Here is a 19,554-nt window from a genome sequence, read left to right as displayed (position 1 = left end):
TACAGCAGACACCCGCGCAGCCGTTAAAGAGGCTGGCGGGTGTCTGTCGTCCGCTCGGACATCGCCTTGATCGACGAGGCATATTCCGAGGGAGTCATACCTGTGATTTTTTTAAACTGCCTTGAAAAATAGTGGATTGAAGAATAACCCAGATTCTCAGATATCTGTGTGAAATTCATCTGTTCATTGCGGATGAGCTGCTTGGCGGCATCAATCTTCATATGTGAGAAATACTCTATGATCCCCAGCCCGCATTTCTCGTGGAAGAGTTTCTGCAGTCTGGAGCGCCCGATCAGATTGTCGGAACATATCTTCTCTATTGTAATGTGTGATGACAGGTTATCGGAAAGATATGCAGCAATCTGTGAAAACATCTCTTCATCGGCATTTTCCGTTGTTGTTTTATCCGGTATAAAGGAGCGGATGTCCTTCTGTACAGTCTGCACAGAATCCTTCCGGTATCGCCTGGCAAGTCCGATCAGAAACTGTTCCAGACATGTGCGGATGATCTGGGCGGCTCCGGGCGGAGCATCACTTCTGACAGTCAGTGAGGTCTGGTACGGATCATCCAGCCTGCCCTCTAAGAACGTGCGGGCCTCATTGACTATGCGGGCCAGCAGACGGCGGTCAGCCTCATTGACATGCAGCACTTTTCCCCTGAAAAAGTCCATCATCGGACTCTCGGAAGAAAACGAGATGACGATCAGATTGGGGGCAGCCCTGCCGCCCGCCCTGACCCAGTGGAATTCATCCGGTTCGTGAAATGCGATCTCGCCTCTCGTCAGTATAAAAGAGTGATCACCGGCTCCGATCGTCACCTCTCCTTTATCTACACACACAAATTCCCAGAACGGATGGGATTCTCCCGGAAAGTAAAAACTGTTCATATATTCAAAATAGTGGAGCGAAAACAGATGGTCGATCTGTAGTTCACTGTCTAAAGAAATTCCCTGATACTTCATAAAATCTGTCCTTTTTGTATATTGGAACAAATGAAAGCATTTTGTCTGTTCCGGATGTCTTTCTCCCCTAATGATATCTTATATGGGACGAAAATGCAAAACATAAAAAGCAGATTGTGCAAATCAAATAGAATTTAGGATAAAGAATTTCGGGGCCTTTCATCTTACAATAAATGCAGAAACTTTAGAAATCTTCGGAAAGAAAAGAGGAGTACGAACATGGAACGTGTATCTGAACTTCAGATCAGGGAAGCAGTTGCTAATTTTAATTTTGTGGGAAGGCTTAAAAGCCGCAGGCCTTTCGGAAGCGGACATATCAACGATACGTATCTGCTTGTATTCGAGATCGGCGACATGGGAGATGTCAATGTGATCCTGCAGAGGATGAATCGGGAGATATTTACAAAACCGGTAGAGCTGATGGAAAATATCGTCGGAGTTACTTCCTATCTCCGTGAAAAGATCATAGAAAACGGCGGAGATCCGGAGAGAGAGACTCTGAATATGATCCCTGCAAAGGATGGAAAAGCATATTACGTGGATTCGAAGGGCGAATACTGGAGAGCTTATAAATTCATCACTGATGCGACAAGTTACGATCAGGTTGAGAAGCCGGAGGACTTCTATGAAAGCGCCGTTGCTTTCGGGCATTTCCAGAGACTACTTGCCGATTACCCGGCGGAGACGCTCCACGAGACGATCGAAGGATTCCACGATACAAAAGCAAGATTTCAGGTATTTAAAGAAGCTGTTGCAAAAGACGTGTGCGGTCGTGCCGCGTCAGTACAAAAGGAGATCGACTTTGTCCTGTCCCATGAGGATGTGGCAAATGTATTCGGAGATCTTCTGGAAAAAGGCGAGATACCTCTGCGCGTCACCCACAATGATACAAAGCTCAACAATATCATGATCGACAATGTTACAAGAAAAGGTATCTGTGTGATCGACCTGGATACTGTAATGCCGGGACTTGCAATGAATGACTTCGGTGATTCTATCCGTTTCGGAGCGAGTACAGCGGCAGAGGATGAGACAGACCTCGATAAGGTGTCATGCAGCATGGAACTGTATGAACTCTATGTCAAAGGATTCCTCGAGGGATGTGCCGGAAGTCTTACAGAGAGAGAAATCGAGCTGCTTCCGATGGGAGCCAAAGTGATGACATATGAGTGCGGCATGCGTTTCCTGACAGATTATCTGGAGGGTGACCATTACTTCAAGATCCATCGTGAGAATCACAACCTTGACAGGGCACGGACACAGTTCAAACTTGTGGAAGATATGGAAGCTAAGTGGGATACTATGCACGATATCGTACGGAAATATCAGTAAAATGAATGATACCCTCCCTTGCAGGAACATGTTTACCTGTGAAGGAGGGTATATTTTTGCATGAGTTATTTTTTGCATAATTAAGTGTTGTTAATGTGATATTTGTTATATTATAATTCTAGCGTCGACGTACTGATCACATTTACTGTGCTGATTCCGGTAGCAGAAGCGTACCGGGTCTGCAAAAGTAGAAGAAAGTAACCAGACAGCAGGAATTAACGGAACAGGAGATAGTGTAAGATGATTTATTCAGGATATGAAATGCTTTGGCTGTTTTTTATCTACAGCTTTTCGGGATGGATATTGGAAACCGTATCTGCAGCGCTCAGGCAGAAACAGTTTGTTAACCGTGGACTTGTGAATGCGCCCTTCTGCGTGATATACGGATTTACTGCAATGATAGTCACCATATTCTGCAGTGAGCTGCATGGGTTCTGGCTTTTTGCGTATGGCATGATAATCGCAACTGTTATTGAATGGACTGCAGGACACTGGATCGAGAGATTTTATCATGAAAAATGGTGGGATTATTCAAAGATAAAGGGAAATCTGGACGGATATATCTGCCTGCCAATGTCTGTATTCTGGGGTATACTCTGCGTGGTTGTGAAAAACTGGGGAAATCCATTTCTGGTAAATCTGTACAGCTGGATTCCCGGAATACTGGGACAGATAATTGTCTGGATCCTGTCTGGTGTACTGATTATAGATATCGCGGCAACTTTGTTCATTTTAGCCGGGAGAAGCAGGAGAATTGAACAGTGGAAAGGCGTGGATTCCTGGCTGACTGGCATTTCATCAGGGTTAGGCCGGCGGATTTACGGGCTGATAGACCGCAGGTTGCGGAGAGCGTATCCGGATGCCAGAGAAAAAGCAGAGAAAGATTCTGCAGAAGTAAAATCAAATGTATTTGCGTATGGATGCAGTTTTTATAAGATTATCTGGCTCTTTGTTATCGGAGCTTTTTTGGGAGATATTGTGGAGACTCTCTATTGCCGCGCCACGGCAGGTGTGTGGATGAGCCGCAGCAGTGTGGTGTGGGGACCGTTCAGTCTTGTCTGGGGGATTGCAATAGCTGTTGCTACACTTCTTTTGCATAGATATAAAGATCGTTCCGACCACTTCATTTTCATTGCCGGAACGTGCCTGGGCGGTGCATATGAGTATATCTGCAGTGTGTTTACGGAGCTCATGTTTGGAAAAGTATTCTGGAACTACAGTGAAATTCCTTTTAACCTGGGCGGAAGGATCAATCTGCTGTACTGCTTTTTTTGGGGTATAGCGGCGGTTATCTGGATTAAAGGGCTGTATCCGATCATGTCATCGTGGATTGAACGTATTCCGGTAAAAGCAGGGAAAATTCTGTCCTGGGTTATACTCGTATTTTTCTGCTGCAATATCGTTGTATCCGGTCTGGCTCTGATACGCAGTGATCAGAGAGCTAAGGGAGTGCCTGCAGAACATACATGGCAGAATATCATGGATGAACAATACGATGATACCCGCCTGAAAGAGATATATCCCAATGCATTGCAGGTGAACTGAATTTGATAACATTGATTATTCCCGGCGCTGATAATATCTGTGAATTTTTGTTCACATTTCTTGACTTAAAATTATAGAGTGCTATAATATGCCAAGAATATTATGGCAGTCTATTTGGCAGAACCTATCGCGGATGCGATCGCGGTGACATTTACGGCAATCCTGTTTGCAGTGCAGTTTAAGAAGACTTTGCGGAGTATTGGTATTAAAGGAGCAGAGAACAGGGCAGCGTGCTGAGATTCCGGTACGAGTCAGTCTTGGGATTGAGAGGGCTTTTAAGCTCTCTTTTTTTGTTTATTTATAAAAGTTATTTATTGATAATAACAAATTTTGATTTAACATTTGCATATTTCTGCGCTAAAATTTCACATGGACAGAAAATAAGGATACGAACTGTTCGACCAAAAACAATTCCGGAAAAAATGCAGTATCACAGGAGGTGCTTATAGAAATGGAGGAGAGTTTCGGATCAGAGGAGCTGCTCTTTATGATGAAGAAGATCAGCCGGAATATGTCGGCACAGATGGAACTGAGTCTGAAGGACAAAAGTATAACCGGTGTCCAGGTTTATTTTATGGTCTACATACTGAGACATCATCCAAAAGGAACGTATCTTACGGAATTGTGCCGTGAAATAGGAGTGTCAAAAGCAACGCTGTCTGCGTTGATCAAAAAAATGAGAGAAAAAGGTTATCTTTATTTTCTTGAAGATCCGGATGATGTCCGGAAAAAGAAAGTACTCCCTACCGAGAAACTGGTAAAGGATGGAAACAGATTCATACAGAAAGCAGATCAGATGGAATCGGAGATCTGCAGCGGACTTGACCGGCAGGAGAAGATACAGCTGATGAATCTGGAAGAAAAGATTCTGACTCAGCTTTCCCGAATGGAGCAGAATGAAAAAAACAGACAGGAGGTTTATTTACCGTGAGAAAAGTTTTACAGCAGCTTGGGAAGTATAAGCGGGACACCTTTCTCTGTATCGGACTTACCGCTCTTGAAGTTATTATGGAAATATTAATGCCGTTTGTCACAGCTATGATCATAGACAACGGACTCGAAGCCGGAAGCCTCTCAGTGGTGTACCGCTATGGTACTGTTATGGTTCTTATGGCTTTTTTGAGCCTGTTCTTCGGAGCCATGGCAGGAAAAAATGCTGCAAGTGCCGCATCCGGGCTTTCAGCAAATCTGCGAGAGGCGATTTACGCCAATATCCAGACATTTTCATTTTCCAATATTGACAAATTCAGTGTTCCGGGTCTGGTCACCCGTATGACAACGGATATCACGAATGTACAGAATGCATTTATGATGGTGATCCGCGTGGCAGTCCGCGCGCCGCTTAACCTGGTCTTCAGTTTTGCGATGTGTCTGATCATCAGCCCGCGGTTGAGCGCTATGTTCCTGATCGCGGTTGTGTTCCTCGTAATCGTCATCGGATCGATCATGGTCATCACGCTGAAAATATTCAGACAGGTATTCCGCAGATATGATGATCTGAATGCCAGTGTACAGGAGAATGTGACGGCAATCCGTGTCGTCAAGGCTTTTGTGCGTGAGGATTACGAGAACGTGAAGTTTTCTAAAGCTTCCAAAATGCTTTACGACCTTTCTGTAAAGGCAGAAGGCCTTCTGGCGTTTAATAACCCCGCCATGATGGTTGCAGTTTATTTCTGTATTATTTCTGTTTCGTGGTTCGGCGCACAGTTCATCGTGGGCGGATCTATGACTACCGGAGATCTGACCAGTCTGTTCAGTTATATTATGGCGCTTCTGATGAGCCTGATGATGCTTTCCATGGTTGTCGTTATGATCAGTATGTCCATGGCAAGTATCCGCCGTATCAGTGAAGTGCTGAACGAGAAGGCAGATCTGACAGATCCTGAAAAACCCGTCATGACAGTGGCTGACGGCAGTATTGATTTTAATCATGTGAACTTTTCATATAAGCAGGGAAGCGGCAAAAATTCTCTGTCGGATATCGATATCCATATTAAGAGCGGAGAGACGATCGGCGTGATCGGAGGAACAGGTTCGGGAAAGAGCAGCCTGGTCAACCTGATCTGCCGTCTGTACGACGTGGCTGAAGGATCTGTCTGTGTGGGCGGAGTAGACGTACGCAGATATGATACGGAGGTGCTGAGAAACCAGGTCTCTGTTGTCCTGCAGAAAAACACCCTCTTCTCCGGAACGATACTGGACAACCTGCGCTGGGGCAATCCGGAGGCTACGGAAGAAGAGTGTATCGATGCATGTAAAGCGGCATGCGCCGATGAATTCATTGACAGGATGCCGGACGGCTATTACACAAGAATAGAGCGGGGAGGGGCTAATGTCTCCGGCGGGCAGAAACAGCGCCTGTGTATTGCCCGCGCCCTGCTGAAGAAACCAAAAGTCCTGATCCTTGACGATTCTACAAGTGCTGTGGATACGGCAACAGACGCAAGTATCCGAGCTGCATTTGCAAAGCAGATTCCGGGCACGACTAAGATTATCATTGCACAGCGTGTTTCCAGTGTAGAATCTGCCGACCGGATACTTGTACTGGACGACGGACGGATCGATGATTTTGACACCCATGAAAATCTGCTGAAGAACAACGAAATCTATCAGGAAATCTATAATTCACAGCTGGAAGGAAGCGGCGACTTCGATCAGCCGGCATAAATCAGAGAAAGGAGAAATTCGATCTATGAATGATAATATGAATGAGAAAAACTCCGGATCAAGGGCAAATACAGCCTCAAAACTGATTGCGCGTGTGATCCGGTATATGCTTCATTATTATAAGATACCGTTTGTGTGTGTAATTGTCTGTATTCTGATCACTGCCATCGCAACTGTTGTGGGAGCCACCTTTCCCCAGACGCTGGTAGACGATTACATAACACCGATGCTGGCCAGCGGATCGAAGGATTTCAGCGGACTTGCTTCAGATCTGTTCCGTCTGGCGTGTGTCATGGGGATAGGTGTTATCACGGCATTTGCCTATAACCGGATCGTGGTAAATGTCAGCCAGGGCACGATGAGGCATTTAAGAGATGATCTGTTCTGTCGGATGGAGGCGCTGCCGATCAAGTATTTTGACACACACGCCCACGGCGATATCATGTCTGTTTACACAAATGATGTAGATACGCTCAGACAGCTTTTGAGCCAGAGCATCCCGCAGATTATCAACTCGGGTATCACTATGGCGGCTACTCTGATCACAATGATCATCCTGAACCCTGTACTGACAGTAATCTCCATACTGACTGCGGTCGTCATGCTTCTGGTAACTTCTAATTTCTCAAAGCTGTCCGGTAAATATTATATCCGTCAGCAGATCGATCTGGGAACTGTGGACGGTTTCATCGAGGAAATGCTGGACGGGCAGAAAGTAGTTAAAGTCTTCTGCCATGAAGATGCAGCCATGAAAGATTTCCACGAAGTGAATGAGAAACTCAGGGACAGTACGAATATGGCGAACCGTTATGCCAACCTGCTGATGCCGATCAATGCGAACATTGGCTGGATCAGCTATGCACTGGTAGCTATTGTAGGCGCTATCCTGGGAATAAATGAACTGGCAGGGGTTACGATCGGCACTGTTATTACGTTCGTAGGGCTGAACAGGAGTTTTACGAATCCTATCACGCAGGTCAGCCAGCAGATCAACTTCGTCGTTAACGCCGCAGCCGGCGCTCAGCGTGTATTTGATCTTATGGATCAGGAACCGGAAGCAGATGAGGGATATGTGGAGCTTGTCAATGCGAAGGAGGATGAGAACGGCAATCTGCAAGAATCTTCTGACAGAACAAATCTGTGGGCATGGAAACATCCTCATAAAGCAGAGGGGACTGTCACTTATACAAAGCAGGAAGGCGGAGTAGTATTTGACGATGTGGACTTCGGCTACAGCGACAACAAGATTGTCCTGCACAATATCAGCCTTTATGCAAAACCGGGACAGAAGATAGCTTTTGTCGGAGCTACCGGCGCCGGAAAGACTACGATCACGAACCTGATCAACCGGTTCTATGATATTGCCGACGGAAAAATCCGGTATGACGGAATCAATATCAACAAGATCAAGAAGCCGGATCTCAGAAGGTCCCTTGGCATGGTGCTTCAGGATACCCATCTGTTTACTGGTACCGTCATGGAGAATATACGTTACGGCAAACTGGATGCAACAGACGATGAATGTATAAAAGCGGCGAAGCTTGCCAATGCTGACGGATTTATCCGTCGTCTGCCTGACGGCTATGACACAATGCTTACCGGAGACGGGGCAAACTTAAGTCAGGGGCAGAGACAGCTCCTTGCCATAGCCCGTGCGGCTGTCGCAGATCCGCCGGCTCTGATTCTTGACGAAGCTACATCTTCTATAGATACACGTACAGAGAAACTGGTGCAGGCCGGCATGGATGCGCTGATGAAAGGACGCACCACATTCGTTATCGCCCATCGTCTGTCCACGGTTAAGAACTCAGACTGTATCATGGTCATGGAGCAGGGCCGGATTATCGAGAGAGGTACTCACGATGAGCTGATTGCGGCAAAAGGCAAATATTATCAATTGTATACCGGTAATTTTGCATAGAAGAGATAAATCGCACTGATACCCCCACGGCCCCCGGGATTTACTCAAAGAGTCCCCTGTGGGGATATTATGCACCTGAGGAGGATTGACAAAAGGCTCTGGAATCGAGTATTCTTTATTCGTATGGATAAAAATAAATTACCGAGGCGAAAGAGCATGAATATTTATGATATTGCGAAGGAAGCCGGAGTATCGATTTCGACGGTCTCGCGTGTGCTGAATAAAAAGAGCAATGTAAGAGAAGATACAAAACAGCGTGTGGAGGCTGTGCTGGAAAAGCACAGTTACAGACCGAGTGCGATCGCACGGGGGCTGGTCAGCAGCTCCATGCGTACAGTGGCAGTGCTCACTGTGGATATCCGGGTACCTTTGATATCCAGTACATGGTGGAGGGAGAAGAGATCTTCGGTTATGAACCGGCGGCAGTGTTGAAACCGTCCGGGGAATACAACGATGAAACGGATCTGATCTTCTATAAAGAACCGAAGCAGAGCGGCGCCGTTCTTCTGAAAAAAGGAGATTTCGCAATTGTTCCGCCGGAGGATGCACATGCGCCGAGACGTATGTCTGCAAACGGGCCATGCCGGGTAAAGAAGATTGTGGTGAAAGTTAAAGTCTGAAAAATACCTTTCGACTCCAATATAATTGAATACAGTGTAGAAAGAATTCAGGAAACCATTGACAACTCTGCGGATTCGTCCTATCATCTTACCCGTACGGCAGGACGAGATTCGCAGGAGGAAACGAATGAAAACTGAATCAGAAAACATAAAATCAGAAAATATAAAACCGGACAGTACAGGACCGGAGAGTGCAAAACCGGGAAATGCGGGCAGCTCACAGAATAAAATACTGACGATCCCCAATCTGCTTTCCCTTTTCCGGCTTTGCCTGATCCCGGTCTTTATGTGGCTCTATTGTGTGGAAAAAAATTATCTGTGGACAGGGATCATACTGATCATATCGGGTCTTACGGATACGGTAGACGGATTTGTCGCAAGACACTTCAATATGATAAGTGATCTCGGGAAGATCCTTGATCCGGTGGCAGATAAACTGACGCAGGCGGCAATGCTGTTCTGTCTGCTCACCCGTTTTCCGCTCATGATCGTGCCGCTCGGGCTTATGGTGTTTAAAGAATTCTTTATGGGAGTGACAGGACTCCTCGTTATCCAGAAGACAGGAAAGGTATTCGGTGCGGACTGGCACGGCAAGGTCAATACATGGCTGCTCTATGCAATGATGATCCTGCATGTGTTCTGGTATAATATCCCGGATGTGGTATCCAAAGTGCTGATCGGCGTCTGTGTTATCATGATGCTGATATCCCTGGTGCTTTACGGACGTCATAATATGAAAGCTCTCAAAGATACGGGGACAGAGAGATGACCCTGACCCAGTTGAATTATTTTATAACGATAGCAGAGACAAAGTCTATAAATAAAGCGGCCGAAAAGCTTTACGTATCTCAGCCGTCCCTGACCAGTGCTGTGCAGGAGCTGGAGAAAGAACTGGGGATCACATTACTTAACCGCAGTGGGAGAGGCGTGACGCTGACCAATGACGGAGCGGAATTCCTTCTGTACGCAAAACAGCTCTACGGACAGTATGAGACGATCCTTGAGAAATACGGGGAAAACGGTTCGCTGAAAAAGAAGTTCGGTGTTTCTGCCCAGCATTATTCCTTTGCCGTAAAAGCGTTTGTAGATATGGCAAAGGAATTTGATATGTCTAAATATGAGTTCGCCATTCGCGAGACTAAGACTGCGGAAGTGATCAGCGATGTCAGTACGATGAAAAGCGAGATCGGCGTGCTCTATCTAAGCGAGTATAACAGAAAAAGCCTGGAGAAAATGCTGCGCTTATCAGGACTTGAGTTCCATCATCTGATCGACTGCCACGCCTATGTATATCTCTGGAAAAACCATCCACTGGCGGGAGAATCTTCGATCAGTTTCAGCCAGCTGGCGGATTATCCGTGTCTTGCCTTTGAACAGGGAGACAACAGTTCTTTTTATCTTGCAGAAGAGATCTTATCCACAAATGAATACCCGAAGATCATCCGGGCAAATGACAGGGCGACCATGCTGAATCTGATGGTCGGTCTAAATGGATATACGCTTTGTTCAGGGATTATCTGTGGGGAACTTAATGGCAATGAATTCGTGGCAGTTCCATTTCAAGACGACGAGGAGAACCATAACAGTGTTATGGAGATCGGATATATCGTGAGGAAGAATACGATTCCCGGGAAAGCGGCGAAGCTGTATATAGCGGCGCTGAAAAGATATCTGGGGATACGGGAGTGAGAGATTCATCTTTTTATAATATTTAAGAGTCTTTTTATTGAGTCAGACCTGTTTGTCCGCTAAAATAATAATATACACGCCGATACCTGTACAGCGAACAGCCGCTGCAGCATGACGGCGATATGACAGAATAAGCGGACAGCGTACAAGCTGCCGGAACGGAGGAAGCAATGGAGAAAAAGAACTGGCTGCAGCTCACGGCAGGAGCCGGGCAGAACCTCATACTCGGACAGGCTATGGACCTGCTCGACGGTGTGCTGGACTACAAGGAACTGATGATGGGATATGCCTGTGCGATCAAAGAGATCAATACTAAGTTCGAGGTGCTGGACACGGAGTTTGAAGTAAGATACAAGAGGAATCCGATCAGTTCTATTGAGACAAGACTGAAAAGCCAGACGAGCATCCTTGAGAAGATGTCAAGGATGGGAATACCGCCTACAAGGGAGAATATAGAAAATAACCTGAATGATATTGCCGGAATCAGGGTAATCTGCTCCTACATTGACGACATCTATCTTCTGGCTGATGCACTGACAAAGCAGGATGATATCAAGCTGATACGAAGAAAAGACTATATCAGCAATCCGAAACCGAATGGATACCGCAGCCTTCACCTGATCGTCAGTGTGCCGATCTTCTTCGCGGAGTCGGTGAAAGAAGTGAGAGCTGAGGTGCAGATCCGGACGATCGCTATGGACTTCTGGGCAAGTCTGGAGCATCAGATCAAATACAAACAGAATGTGGAACATGCAGAGAAAGTGATCGCCCGTCTGAAAGAATGCGCGGACGAGATCGCGCATATAGATGAGACGATGCAGGAGATCCGGAGGGAGATGGACAATATTAAAGAGGCGCCCACAGATATGGAAGCGCTCTATGAGAAATTGAAAAAAATTGATATCAATCTCATATAAATACGGTCGATGAGATCAGCAGATGGAAATATTATCCGGCACATAATGGCCATGGTGTCCGGTGATGTTTCCATCTGCTTTTCTGTTACCGGTTCATTTCCATCTGCCTGCCTGTATGCTTATGGGCTTTGATCACGTTCTCGATCTCTTGCTTCATCGCCTGTCCACAGGTTCCCGCGGAAATTCACGTCAAAGGAAATGAGCGCTCCGGCTTCTTTAAACCGGCGGATCATCTCTATGCCGGTACTGCGGCATTGCGGGCTCAGCGCCAGCGTGATACCGCTGGTATGGAAACAGCGGGTGGATGAGAAAAGAGAATCATTGAAATCATCCAAAGATATGTTATTGATCGAGGAATTCTTTCTGTCATAGACGACGCCCGGTTTTCTCGGATATGCTCCGTTTTCATAATAATAAATGCCGAGGCGTGCATCAGGAGACTCGTCGTAGACAAGGTAATCATCACTGACGCCGCAGAAACGGATCCTGTTCTTGGCGAATACGCCGATGTCATTTGCAGGAAGTTTTGATATAATTCCTGTCCGCAGACCGAGGAGAGAAACGCCGGATACAACATTGAGTTCAGCACCGCCTACCTGTTTACGGAGCATATCTCCTTTTACAAGGCGCTCGTTGTCAGGCGGGGAAAGACGGAGCAGTACTTCTCCCAGTGACAGGAGATCAAAAGATTTTTCTGGATTGTTCATACATATACCTCCATTAAGTTTTACAATATGAAACATAGTTTTGAAATATGATACTGTTTAATTATCAGTATACGCCTGCAAAGAGAAATGTCAAGTGCGGACTGTTAAAGTTTTCTGTGTGTTTATGCAGAATATTTAAAATACATAAAGTTTGTTGAGAAGGGATGAAAAATATGATAATATAGTTTCATATTATGAAAAAAAGATAGCATATTAACAAGGAGTGAAAAGTTATATGGAAGAAAAGAATCCGATCCAGGTTGCGGGCCGTCTGTTTGGAGCACTTGAGATGCTCATAGAAAACAGGAGTGCCGGACTTATGGAGATAAGTGAAAGATTGGGCCTGAATAAAAGTACGGCGCACAGAGTACTTAATTCACTTATTTATATGGGATATGCAAGACAGAATGAAACGAGCGGAAGGTATGAGCCGTCTTTGAAGATAGTAGATCTGGCAGGCAAGATCATGAGCAATATGGACATTATCCATATGGTGCGTCCGTTTCTCCGCCGTCTGATGGAACAGGCTGATGAGACAGTGCACTTTGTCGAACGGGAAGGAGTCGAAGCGGTCTATATCGATAAAGTAGAGGCGATGAGAAACGGAATCCAGATGGTATCAAGAATTGGCAGCAGGATTCCCTTGTACTGTTCCGGGGTCGGTAAAGCGATGCTCGCATACATGGATGAGCAGGAGGTGAAAGATGTATGGAAAAACAGCAATATCCATGCTCTTACACCCTATACGATCACGGATTTTAACGTGTTCAGGCAGGAATTAGAGAAGACCCGGGAGAGAGGATATGCTCTTGATAATGAAGAAAATGAGAGGGGTGTACGCTGTATCGCAGTCAGCCTCCAGGAGTATACTGGAAGGAGAAGATATGCCTTCAGTATTTCTGCACCGGTCAGTCGTATGGATGATGAGAGGATCAAATGTCTGACCGGCTATATTCTGGAGACAAAGGAACAGATTGAGAAGATAATCAATGGCCTGCACGTATGACAGTTTAGTGATACAGTCTCCATGAAAGACCTTATGTACGTTTTTAATGAGAATGATGTTGATTTTAATTCCGGTTATAGGGACAGCCTATAACCGGATATTTTTATTACATATTAGACGGTTTATATGTGCTGTGTTAGGCTGGAGACAGCCAAAAGGAGGAGAGTGCTATGAAAGACATCAGAAATTCACGCAACTGGAGCTTTGAGACAAAACAGGTACATATCGGACAGGAGCACCCGGATCCGGCGACAGGAGCAAGGGCGGTTCCCATCTATGCTTCGGCATCCTTTGTGTTTGATGACTGTCAGCATGCGGCAGACCGGTTTGCACTGAAAGATTCCGGAAATATATATGGAAGGCTGACCAACCCGACAGAGGATGTGTTCGAGCAGAGAATCGCGGCGCTGGAGGGCGGCACGGCGGCTCTGGCGACAGCGTCGGGTGCGGCGGCGGTCACCTATGCATTCCAGGCACTGGCAAAAGCCGGGGAACATATCGTGGCTTCTAAAAGGATCTATGGAGGGTCATACAATCTTCTGGCACATACTCTGCCCCTGACAAGCGGCATCACAGCGACTTTTGTTGATCCCGCTGAAGAGGGTGCTTTCGAGGCGGCGATCCGGGAGGATACGAAGGCCATCTTCACGGAGACACTGGGAAATCCGAATTCCAATGTGGCAGATCTGGAAAAACTGGCAGAGATCGCACACAGACATAAGATCCCGCTGGTAGTGGATTCCACATTTGCCACACCGTATCTCGTGAGGCCGATCGAACATGGAGCTGATATCGTGATACACTCTGCGACAAAGTTTATCGGCGGACACGGAACTGCTCTGGGCGGAGTCATCATCGACAGCGGAAAATTCGACTGGAAAGATTCCGGAAAATATCCGTGGATTTCCGAGTCCAACCCGAGCTATCACGGAGTCTCGTTCACAGAGGCAGTGCCGCAGGCTGCATTTGCTGGCTATGTGAGGGCTGTACTTCTCAGAGATACAGGAGCAACACTTTCTCCGTTTCATGCGTTTCTTCTGCTGCAGGGACTTGAGACGCTCTCGCTGAGGGTGGAGAGACATGTGGAGAACTCTCTGAAGATAGTAAACTATCTGGAAGCTCATCCTCAGGTGGAGACGGTGCATCATCCTTCGCTTGAGAGTGAACCGACACACGACCTGTATGAAAAGTATTTCCCTCAGGGCGGAGGCTCTGTCTTTACGTTCGACATCAAGGGAGATGCAGAAACAGCGCAGAGATTTATTGATAACCTTCCGATTTTTTCCCTGCTGGCAAATGTGGCGGATGTGAAGTCTCTGGTCATCCATCCGGCGACGACCACGCACAGTCAGTGTACTCCGGAAGAGCTCACAGAACAGGGCATCAGGCAGAATACGATACGTCTGTCTGTCGGTATCGAGAAGGCAGAGGATCTGATCGCAGCGCTTGAAACGGCGTTTGAAACGATATCCTGATTTATGAGGATACATATAATAATGTATTCAGATTGCAGAATATGTGAGAAGCACGGATAAAACTTAAAATGAGAACAAATATCAAAAATATCTTGATATTTGTTCTCATTTCATGTATGATAACAATATGAGTTAGCAATAACTAACCAACAAAGGGTGAATATACGCTGTTTTTTCAGGAGGTTTCATAATGAGTGTCGTTATCATAGGGGGCCATGACAGGATGGTCTGCCAATACAAAAAGATATGTAAACAGTTCAACTGCAAAGCGAAGGTGTTCACACAGATGTCAGCGTCTCTGAGTAAACAGATCGGAAGTCCGGATCTGATCGTGCTTTTCACAAACACTGTCTCTCATAAGATGGTAAAGTGCGCGGTGGAAGAGGCCGGAAGATGCAATGCCTGTGTGGTAAGGTGTCATACGAGCAGTAAAAATGCACTGGAAGAAATTCTGGGCAATGCATGTGCTTGATTCGTAATCCCGGAGCGAGAAAGTGTCCGCCAGGAGAAAGTTGTTATTCTCAGACTCGTTTTCACTCGGGCCGCAGCGCAACGGTACATAGGAGCGCACAGGACGCGCTCCAAGTGCCGGCGCTGCTCTACGGTCTTCGAACAACAACTTCCTCCCGGCTGCTTTCTTTCTCTTCCGGAATTTCGGATCAAGACGGGAAACTCAGATTCAGACGAAAGTAAATTGAGGAATTTACTGTTCGTCTGAAATCAAAGGGCGCCTCTTTGTTATTCTGATTTCTCTCCAACAAATACAATTACAGAACGTTCGCCGAGGACGATAGTCTTTTCGGACACGGGCATCTGGTCTTCTGTGAAGGTCTGTTGTTTTGGATCGCCTGTATTGACTGCAATTTTCCAGACATAGCCTTCCGGAAGATCGGGAAGTGTGAGGTCAGCGGCATACCAGTGCGCGTTCACAGCAATGTAGACGAGATCTTCGCGTCCTTCATCCTCGTCGTATCCGGCGAAAAGAACACATACCGCATAGGAATTCTCCATATGCTCATTTTCCCATGGCACCAGATTGTGGATGCTCATGGAAGGAAATCCGATATAGCTCGGTTCCAGATCCTTTCGGATTGCAGGGTGTTCCATGCGGAATGCAATCATGTATCTGAAGAACTCGAACAGATCCGCATTTTTACCGAGCAGGTTCCAGTCCAGCCATGAGATTAGATTATCCTGACAGTAAGGGTTGTTATTGCCGAAGCGTGTGTCGCCAAATTCATCTCCGGAGAGGAACATAGGTGTACCCCGGCTGCACATAAGGACAGCACAGGCATTTTTGATCATACGGAAACGAAGTGACAGAATATCCTGATCGTCCGTATCTCCCTCGACGCCGCAGTTCCAGCTGTTGTTGTCGTCATATCCGTCTGTGTTGTCCCAGCCGTTAGCCTCGTTATGTTTCTGGTTGTAGCTGTACAGGTCGTACAGGGTAAATCCGTCATGGCAGGTCAGAAAGTTAACTGATGCGTTGCCGCCCCTGTAAACAGGGTCATAGAGGTCAGGTGAACCGGTCATTCTCTGTGCCGCGATCCCAGCCATCTTGGCGTCGCCTTTTAAGAAACAGCGCATATCATCACGGTAGCGTCCGTTCCATTCTGCCCAGCGTTTCCAGGATGGAAAAGATCCGACCTGATAGAGTCCGCCGGCATCCCATGCCTCTGCGATGAGTTTGACATTGCCCAGGATCGGATCGAAAGCCAGACTTCGCAGGAGCGGAGGCTGGTTGAGCGGTGTGCCGTTATCACTGCGTCCGAGGATGGAGGCAAGGTCGAAACGGAAACCGTCCACTCTGTAATCTGTTACCCAGTAGCGGAGACAGTCAAGAATAAGCTCCTGGACAACGGGGTGGTTGCAGTTCAGCGTGTTGCCGCACCCGCTGAAGTTATAATATTTTCCATCAGGAGTGAGCATATAGTAAATGTTATTGTCAAACCCTTTGAAGCAGAAGGAAGGTCCCATCTCATTTCCTTCTGCCGTGTGATTGAATACGACGTCAAGGATTACGTCGATTTCATTGTCATGGAGCGCTTTGATCAGCCTCTTCAGTTCCATTCCTTCCCGATTATACTCGATACTGGAAGAATAGCTTGTGTTCGGGGCGAAGAAGCAGACAGGATTGTAGCCCCAGTAATCGAGCAGTTCATTATCATCGATAAGGCGGGCGTCCCTCATCTCGTCGAACTCGAAGACAGGCATCAGTTCCACTGCATTGATCCCCAGTTTTTTCAGATAAGGTATTTTCTCTTCAAGTCCGCGGAATGTGCCCGGACAGGAGACTCCTGAAGAAGGTGATTTGGTAAAACCTCTGACGTGAAGCTCATAGATGACCAGATCCTCCATAGGGATTGGTTCATTTCTTTCAAGCCCCCAGTCAAAGTTGTTCTGTACAACGCGTGCGCGATAGCTGTGCTGCGGATTGTTCGTGCATCCCCACTGACTCTGCCCCGTGACGGCACGGGCATAAGGGTCAAGGAGGATCTTTGTCTTGTCGAAACGGAGTCCTTTCTTTTCATCATACGGCCCGTCCAGCCGGTAGGCGTATTCGAACTCTTCGATATCAAGTCCGAATACGATCATGGAATAGACAAAACCGATCTTATAATTATCCGGAAATTTCAGTGCGGCGAAAGGCTCTTCCGCATCACGATGGAATAGCAGCAGTTCGCATGAGGTTGCGCCGTGAGACTGAATCGTGAAATTAACCCCGCCCGGAATTACAGTAGCTCCGAAGAATCGGAAGAATCCGGGACGAACCTGGAATCCTGAGATTGTATCTAATGGTTTTAACTGGCGTCCGGGTACGAGCACCAGATCTGATGTATGCAGTGACATATCTGCCATCTCCTTTCCGGCCGGCTCAACCGGTTTTAGCTTGACCGGCATCAGGCCTGCGGCTGTCTGTTGTTCAGATAGAACACCGCAAGCTGAGTGCGGTCGCGCAGACTAAGTTTATCGAGTATCGTTGTCAAGTAATTTCTCACTGTACCCTCACTTAAATACAGTTGTGCCGCGATTTCTTTATTACTCAGTCCCTCTGAGATCAGACGGATGACTTCCAGTTCCCGTTCGCTGATACCATATTTCTCATAGTCGGCAGTTTCTCTGCCGGAGGCCATAAGTTCCGGAAGGCGGGAGACGATCTCCGTGCCGAACACAGACTGTCCCGAGGCAGCTGCGCGAATCGCAGGAACGATATTCCGGTAATCCTGTTTGAGCAGATATCCTGCTGCACCGAGTTTCAGTGCTTTTATAATATATTCGTCATCTGAAAAAGTAGTGAGGAGCAGAATCCGTGCATTCGGGAATTCCCGCAGGATTTCATCAGCTGCCTCAAGTCCATTCTTCTCTTTCATCCGGATATCCATCAGGAGGACATCGGGTCTGTGTTCGCGATAGAGCATGAGCGCTTCCCTGCCGTCATCCGCTGTGGCAGCCACTTCAAAGCCCGGCTCGTTTTCGAGGATCATTTTCAGTGCGCTTACGACAAGGCAGTCGTCATCGATTAGAATCAGTTTCATAGCATTGTCTCCTTTTAATTCGCCCCTTTAGCTGGTACGGGGCTGAAGTTCAGCCTGAGGTCTTTTTAGGTATTGTAACGAGAATCCGGAATCCACTCTCCGTTGTTATATGGATCGTTCCGTGGAGTTTTTCTGTCCGTTCTCTCATGTTGGAAAGCCCCATGCCGTCACCGCCGGTTTTACTGAATTTATTGCTCTCTGACACAGTCGAACCGTTATCTTCAATACAGAGCTGATACAGTCCGGGATGTTCACGGATCGTGACGGCCGCTCTGTCAGCATTACTATGTCTCATGATGTTGTTAAGAGCTTCTTTTGCAATGCTGATAAAGCTGTATTTGATCTCCCGCGGAATCATTCTGCCTGCATCATAGCAGTAATCGACAGGACAGAACGTAAAGTCGTTGATCAAAGCCTGCACCGCATCCTCAAGATTGACCGATTCATCACGCAGGTCATGCACACTTGCGCGTATATTGTCCATGGCTGCGTTCAGTGTCTGGTCAAGAGAGTCAAGTGTCGGCGAGAGAGTTTCATCCTGATTTACAGTTTTCGCGGCGCCGGCGAGAAGGATTGAGCGGGACAGGAGATGTCCTACATTGTCGTGGATCTCCCGTGCTATCCGGTTCCGTTCCCTTAATGTAGCGGTGTAAATCTCATAGTCCTGTTTCTCCATCAGTGTTCGGTTCTTCTCCGTGAGAAGAAGATCCCGCTCCGTGCTGTCGTCCATAGCCCGTTTTAGCGTATCCTGCAGGGCATCTCTTTCCCGTATTGCCGAAGCGAGGAGGAAGCACACTGCGTATCCGGCCAGCTCAAGGCAGATAAGAAGCGGCTCGCTCCGTCTAAGCCCCGGTTCAAGGATACAGTACAAAATGACTGATGCACATGCCGGAAGAAACTGCTTCCTGCGGAACAGTCCAAAGCATGCCGCCGGATAAAAATAAGTAAATGCCGGAACGAAAAAGCCGGCGACAAAGAAAACAATGCAGACCGCCGCATATAGTCTCTTCTCCTTTATGAACAAGTCCGCGCTGCAAATGATCAGTGTGCAGAGAAATGCCAGTACATAATACAGGTCCGGCTTTGTGAAGAACAGGGAGAACATGCACAAAAGCAGGATGCATCCGGAATTTAATATATATCTCATCATATCATAACGGTCGCCGCCGCTCCT

Annotated in this window: 17 protein-coding genes and 2 pseudogenes; 14 read left to right on the top strand and 5 right to left on the bottom strand. The window is 47.0% G+C overall.

Translation table 11 applies throughout. The annotated features are described in order from the left end of the window. Positions 1 to 23: 23 nt before the first annotated feature. Entirely contained in the window at positions 24 to 962 is a 939-nt protein-coding gene (locus FNY66_RS09095) for an AraC family transcriptional regulator (RefSeq protein ID WP_087150859.1), read from the bottom strand. 219 nt (positions 963 to 1,181) lie between these two features. Between FNY66_RS09095 and FNY66_RS09090 the strand changes: the two genes are divergently transcribed. From FNY66_RS09090 to FNY66_RS09045, 11 genes and pseudogenes are all read left to right on the top strand, one after another. Next, positions 1,182 to 2,294 carry a phosphotransferase enzyme family protein gene (locus tag FNY66_RS09090; RefSeq protein ID WP_150310899.1) on the top strand — a complete coding sequence of 371 codons (1,113 nt, stop codon included), beginning with the start codon at positions 1,182 to 1,184 and terminating at the stop codon, positions 2,292 to 2,294. A gap of 240 nt (positions 2,295 to 2,534) precedes the next feature. Further along, complete coding sequence (locus FNY66_RS09085; protein WP_150310898.1) at positions 2,535 to 3,839, top strand: putative ABC transporter permease; 1,305 nt, start codon at positions 2,535 to 2,537, stop codon at positions 3,837 to 3,839. A 114-nt stretch (positions 3,840 to 3,953) separates the two neighbouring features. Further along, the gene (locus tag FNY66_RS15925) at positions 3,954 to 4,076 is read left to right on the top strand and encodes a hypothetical protein (RefSeq protein WP_267872931.1); all 123 of its coding nucleotides are present in this window, start codon (positions 3,954 to 3,956) and stop codon (positions 4,074 to 4,076) included. Between the two features lie 214 nt (positions 4,077 to 4,290). Continuing rightward, positions 4,291 to 4,770 carry a MarR family winged helix-turn-helix transcriptional regulator gene (locus FNY66_RS09080; RefSeq protein ID WP_150310897.1) on the top strand — a complete coding sequence of 160 codons (480 nt, stop codon included), beginning with the start codon at positions 4,291 to 4,293 and terminating at the stop codon, positions 4,768 to 4,770. Continuing rightward, positions 4,767 to 6,506 (top strand): ABC transporter ATP-binding protein, encoded by a 1,740-nt coding sequence (locus tag FNY66_RS09075; RefSeq protein WP_150310896.1) that lies wholly within the window; start codon positions 4,767 to 4,769, stop codon positions 6,504 to 6,506. Before FNY66_RS09080 ends, FNY66_RS09075 begins: the two co-directional genes overlap by 4 nt. A 25-nt stretch (positions 6,507 to 6,531) precedes the next feature. After that, complete coding sequence (locus FNY66_RS09070) at positions 6,532 to 8,427, top strand: ABC transporter ATP-binding protein (protein WP_330581312.1); 1,896 nt, start codon at positions 6,532 to 6,534, stop codon at positions 8,425 to 8,427. A 156-nt stretch (positions 8,428 to 8,583) separates the two neighbouring features. Further along, a pseudogene (locus FNY66_RS09065) lies at positions 8,584 to 8,793 on the top strand (LacI family DNA-binding transcriptional regulator); the annotation flags it as partial. A 17-nt stretch (positions 8,794 to 8,810) separates the two neighbouring features. Then, on the top strand, positions 8,811 to 9,047 hold the full coding sequence (locus FNY66_RS09060; RefSeq protein WP_150310894.1) for a YhcH/YjgK/YiaL family protein: 237 nt from the start codon (positions 8,811 to 8,813) through the stop codon (positions 9,045 to 9,047). A 127-nt stretch (positions 9,048 to 9,174) separates the two neighbouring features. Then, the gene (locus FNY66_RS09055) at positions 9,175 to 9,816 is read left to right on the top strand and encodes a CDP-alcohol phosphatidyltransferase family protein (protein WP_150310893.1); all 642 of its coding nucleotides are present in this window, start codon (positions 9,175 to 9,177) and stop codon (positions 9,814 to 9,816) included. Further along, entirely contained in the window at positions 9,813 to 10,736 is a 924-nt protein-coding gene (locus tag FNY66_RS09050; RefSeq protein ID WP_087150866.1) for a LysR family transcriptional regulator, read from the top strand. The genes FNY66_RS09055 and FNY66_RS09050 overlap by 4 nt, the downstream gene beginning before the upstream one ends. A gap of 170 nt (positions 10,737 to 10,906) precedes the next feature. Further along, positions 10,907 to 11,653 (top strand): GTP pyrophosphokinase, encoded by a 747-nt coding sequence (locus tag FNY66_RS09045; protein ID WP_087150867.1) that lies wholly within the window; start codon positions 10,907 to 10,909, stop codon positions 11,651 to 11,653. Between the two features lie 146 nt (positions 11,654 to 11,799). On the opposite strand, the pseudogene FNY66_RS09040 reads toward FNY66_RS09045, so the two are convergent. After that, positions 11,800 to 12,360, bottom strand: a pseudogene (locus FNY66_RS09040) (sugar kinase); the annotation flags it as partial. A gap of 235 nt (positions 12,361 to 12,595) precedes the next feature. Between FNY66_RS09040 and FNY66_RS09035 the strand changes: the two are divergent. The 3 genes from FNY66_RS09035 to FNY66_RS09025 all read left to right on the top strand — a co-directional run bounded on the left by FNY66_RS09035 (position 12,596) and on the right by FNY66_RS09025 (position 15,313). Then, positions 12,596 to 13,366, top strand: a complete 771-nt coding sequence (locus FNY66_RS09035) for an IclR family transcriptional regulator (protein ID WP_150310892.1) — start codon at positions 12,596 to 12,598, stop codon at positions 13,364 to 13,366. Between the two features lie 170 nt (positions 13,367 to 13,536). Continuing rightward, positions 13,537 to 14,841 carry an O-acetylhomoserine aminocarboxypropyltransferase/cysteine synthase family protein gene (locus tag FNY66_RS09030; protein ID WP_087150870.1) on the top strand — a complete coding sequence of 435 codons (1,305 nt, stop codon included), beginning with the start codon at positions 13,537 to 13,539 and terminating at the stop codon, positions 14,839 to 14,841. Between the two features lie 190 nt (positions 14,842 to 15,031). Beyond that, complete coding sequence (locus tag FNY66_RS09025; protein WP_087150871.1) at positions 15,032 to 15,313, top strand: DUF2325 domain-containing protein; 282 nt, start codon at positions 15,032 to 15,034, stop codon at positions 15,311 to 15,313. 266 nt (positions 15,314 to 15,579) lie between these two features. Here the strand turns inward: FNY66_RS09025 and glgX are convergent, their stop codons facing one another. The 3 genes from glgX to FNY66_RS09010 are packed head-to-tail and all read right to left on the bottom strand — an operon-like array spanning position 15,580 to position 19,530. Continuing rightward, positions 15,580 to 17,703: a glycogen debranching protein GlgX gene (glgX, locus tag FNY66_RS09020; RefSeq protein ID WP_408631287.1), complete on the bottom strand. Its 2,124-nt coding sequence runs from the start codon at positions 17,701 to 17,703 to the stop codon at positions 15,580 to 15,582. 41 nt (positions 17,704 to 17,744) lie between these two features. After that, the gene (locus FNY66_RS09015; RefSeq protein ID WP_087150872.1) at positions 17,745 to 18,380 is read right to left on the bottom strand and encodes a response regulator; all 636 of its coding nucleotides are present in this window, start codon (positions 18,378 to 18,380) and stop codon (positions 17,745 to 17,747) included. 49 nt (positions 18,381 to 18,429) lie between these two features. Further along, on the bottom strand, positions 18,430 to 19,530 hold the full coding sequence (locus tag FNY66_RS09010; RefSeq protein WP_229409482.1) for a sensor histidine kinase: 1,101 nt from the start codon (positions 19,528 to 19,530) through the stop codon (positions 18,430 to 18,432). Positions 19,531 to 19,554 lie beyond the last annotated feature (24 nt).

The organism is Mediterraneibacter catenae, from assembly GCF_008691045.1.
Classification (GTDB): Bacteria; Bacillota; Clostridia; order Lachnospirales; family Lachnospiraceae; genus Mediterraneibacter; species Mediterraneibacter ornithocaccae.
Note: the sequence above shows the minus strand (reverse complement) of the source record. Positions and strands in the feature narration are given on the sequence as shown.

Bases quoted from the DNA above. Each gene is read 5' to 3' on its own strand.
- FNY66_RS09095 (WP_087150859.1), bottom strand. From the start codon at position 962: ATGAAGTATCAGGGAATTTCTTTAGACAGTGAACTACAGATCGACCAT.
- FNY66_RS09090 (WP_150310899.1), top strand. From the start codon at position 1,182: ATGGAACGTGTATCTGAACTTCAGATCAGGGAAGCAGTTGCTAATTTT.
- FNY66_RS09085 (WP_150310898.1), top strand. From the start codon at position 2,535: ATGATTTATTCAGGATATGAAATGCTTTGGCTGTTTTTTATCTACAGC.
- FNY66_RS09080 (WP_150310897.1), top strand. From the start codon at position 4,291: ATGGAGGAGAGTTTCGGATCAGAGGAGCTGCTCTTTATGATGAAGAAG.
- FNY66_RS09070 (WP_330581312.1), top strand. From the start codon at position 6,532: ATGAATGATAATATGAATGAGAAAAACTCCGGATCAAGGGCAAATACA.
- FNY66_RS09060 (WP_150310894.1), top strand. From the start codon at position 8,811: ATGGTGGAGGGAGAAGAGATCTTCGGTTATGAACCGGCGGCAGTGTTG.
- FNY66_RS09055 (WP_150310893.1), top strand. From the start codon at position 9,175: ATGAAAACTGAATCAGAAAACATAAAATCAGAAAATATAAAACCGGAC.
- FNY66_RS09050 (WP_087150866.1), top strand. From the start codon at position 9,813: ATGACCCTGACCCAGTTGAATTATTTTATAACGATAGCAGAGACAAAG.
- FNY66_RS09045 (WP_087150867.1), top strand. From the start codon at position 10,907: ATGGAGAAAAAGAACTGGCTGCAGCTCACGGCAGGAGCCGGGCAGAAC.
- FNY66_RS09035 (WP_150310892.1), top strand. From the start codon at position 12,596: ATGGAAGAAAAGAATCCGATCCAGGTTGCGGGCCGTCTGTTTGGAGCA.
- FNY66_RS09030 (WP_087150870.1), top strand. From the start codon at position 13,537: ATGAAAGACATCAGAAATTCACGCAACTGGAGCTTTGAGACAAAACAG.
- FNY66_RS09025 (WP_087150871.1), top strand. From the start codon at position 15,032: ATGAGTGTCGTTATCATAGGGGGCCATGACAGGATGGTCTGCCAATAC.
- glgX (WP_408631287.1), bottom strand. From the start codon at position 17,703: ATGGCAGATATGTCACTGCATACATCAGATCTGGTGCTCGTACCCGGA.
- FNY66_RS09015 (WP_087150872.1), bottom strand. From the start codon at position 18,380: ATGAAACTGATTCTAATCGATGACGACTGCCTTGTCGTAAGCGCACTG.
- FNY66_RS09010 (WP_229409482.1), bottom strand. From the start codon at position 19,530: ATGATGAGATATATATTAAATTCCGGATGCATCCTGCTTTTGTGCATG.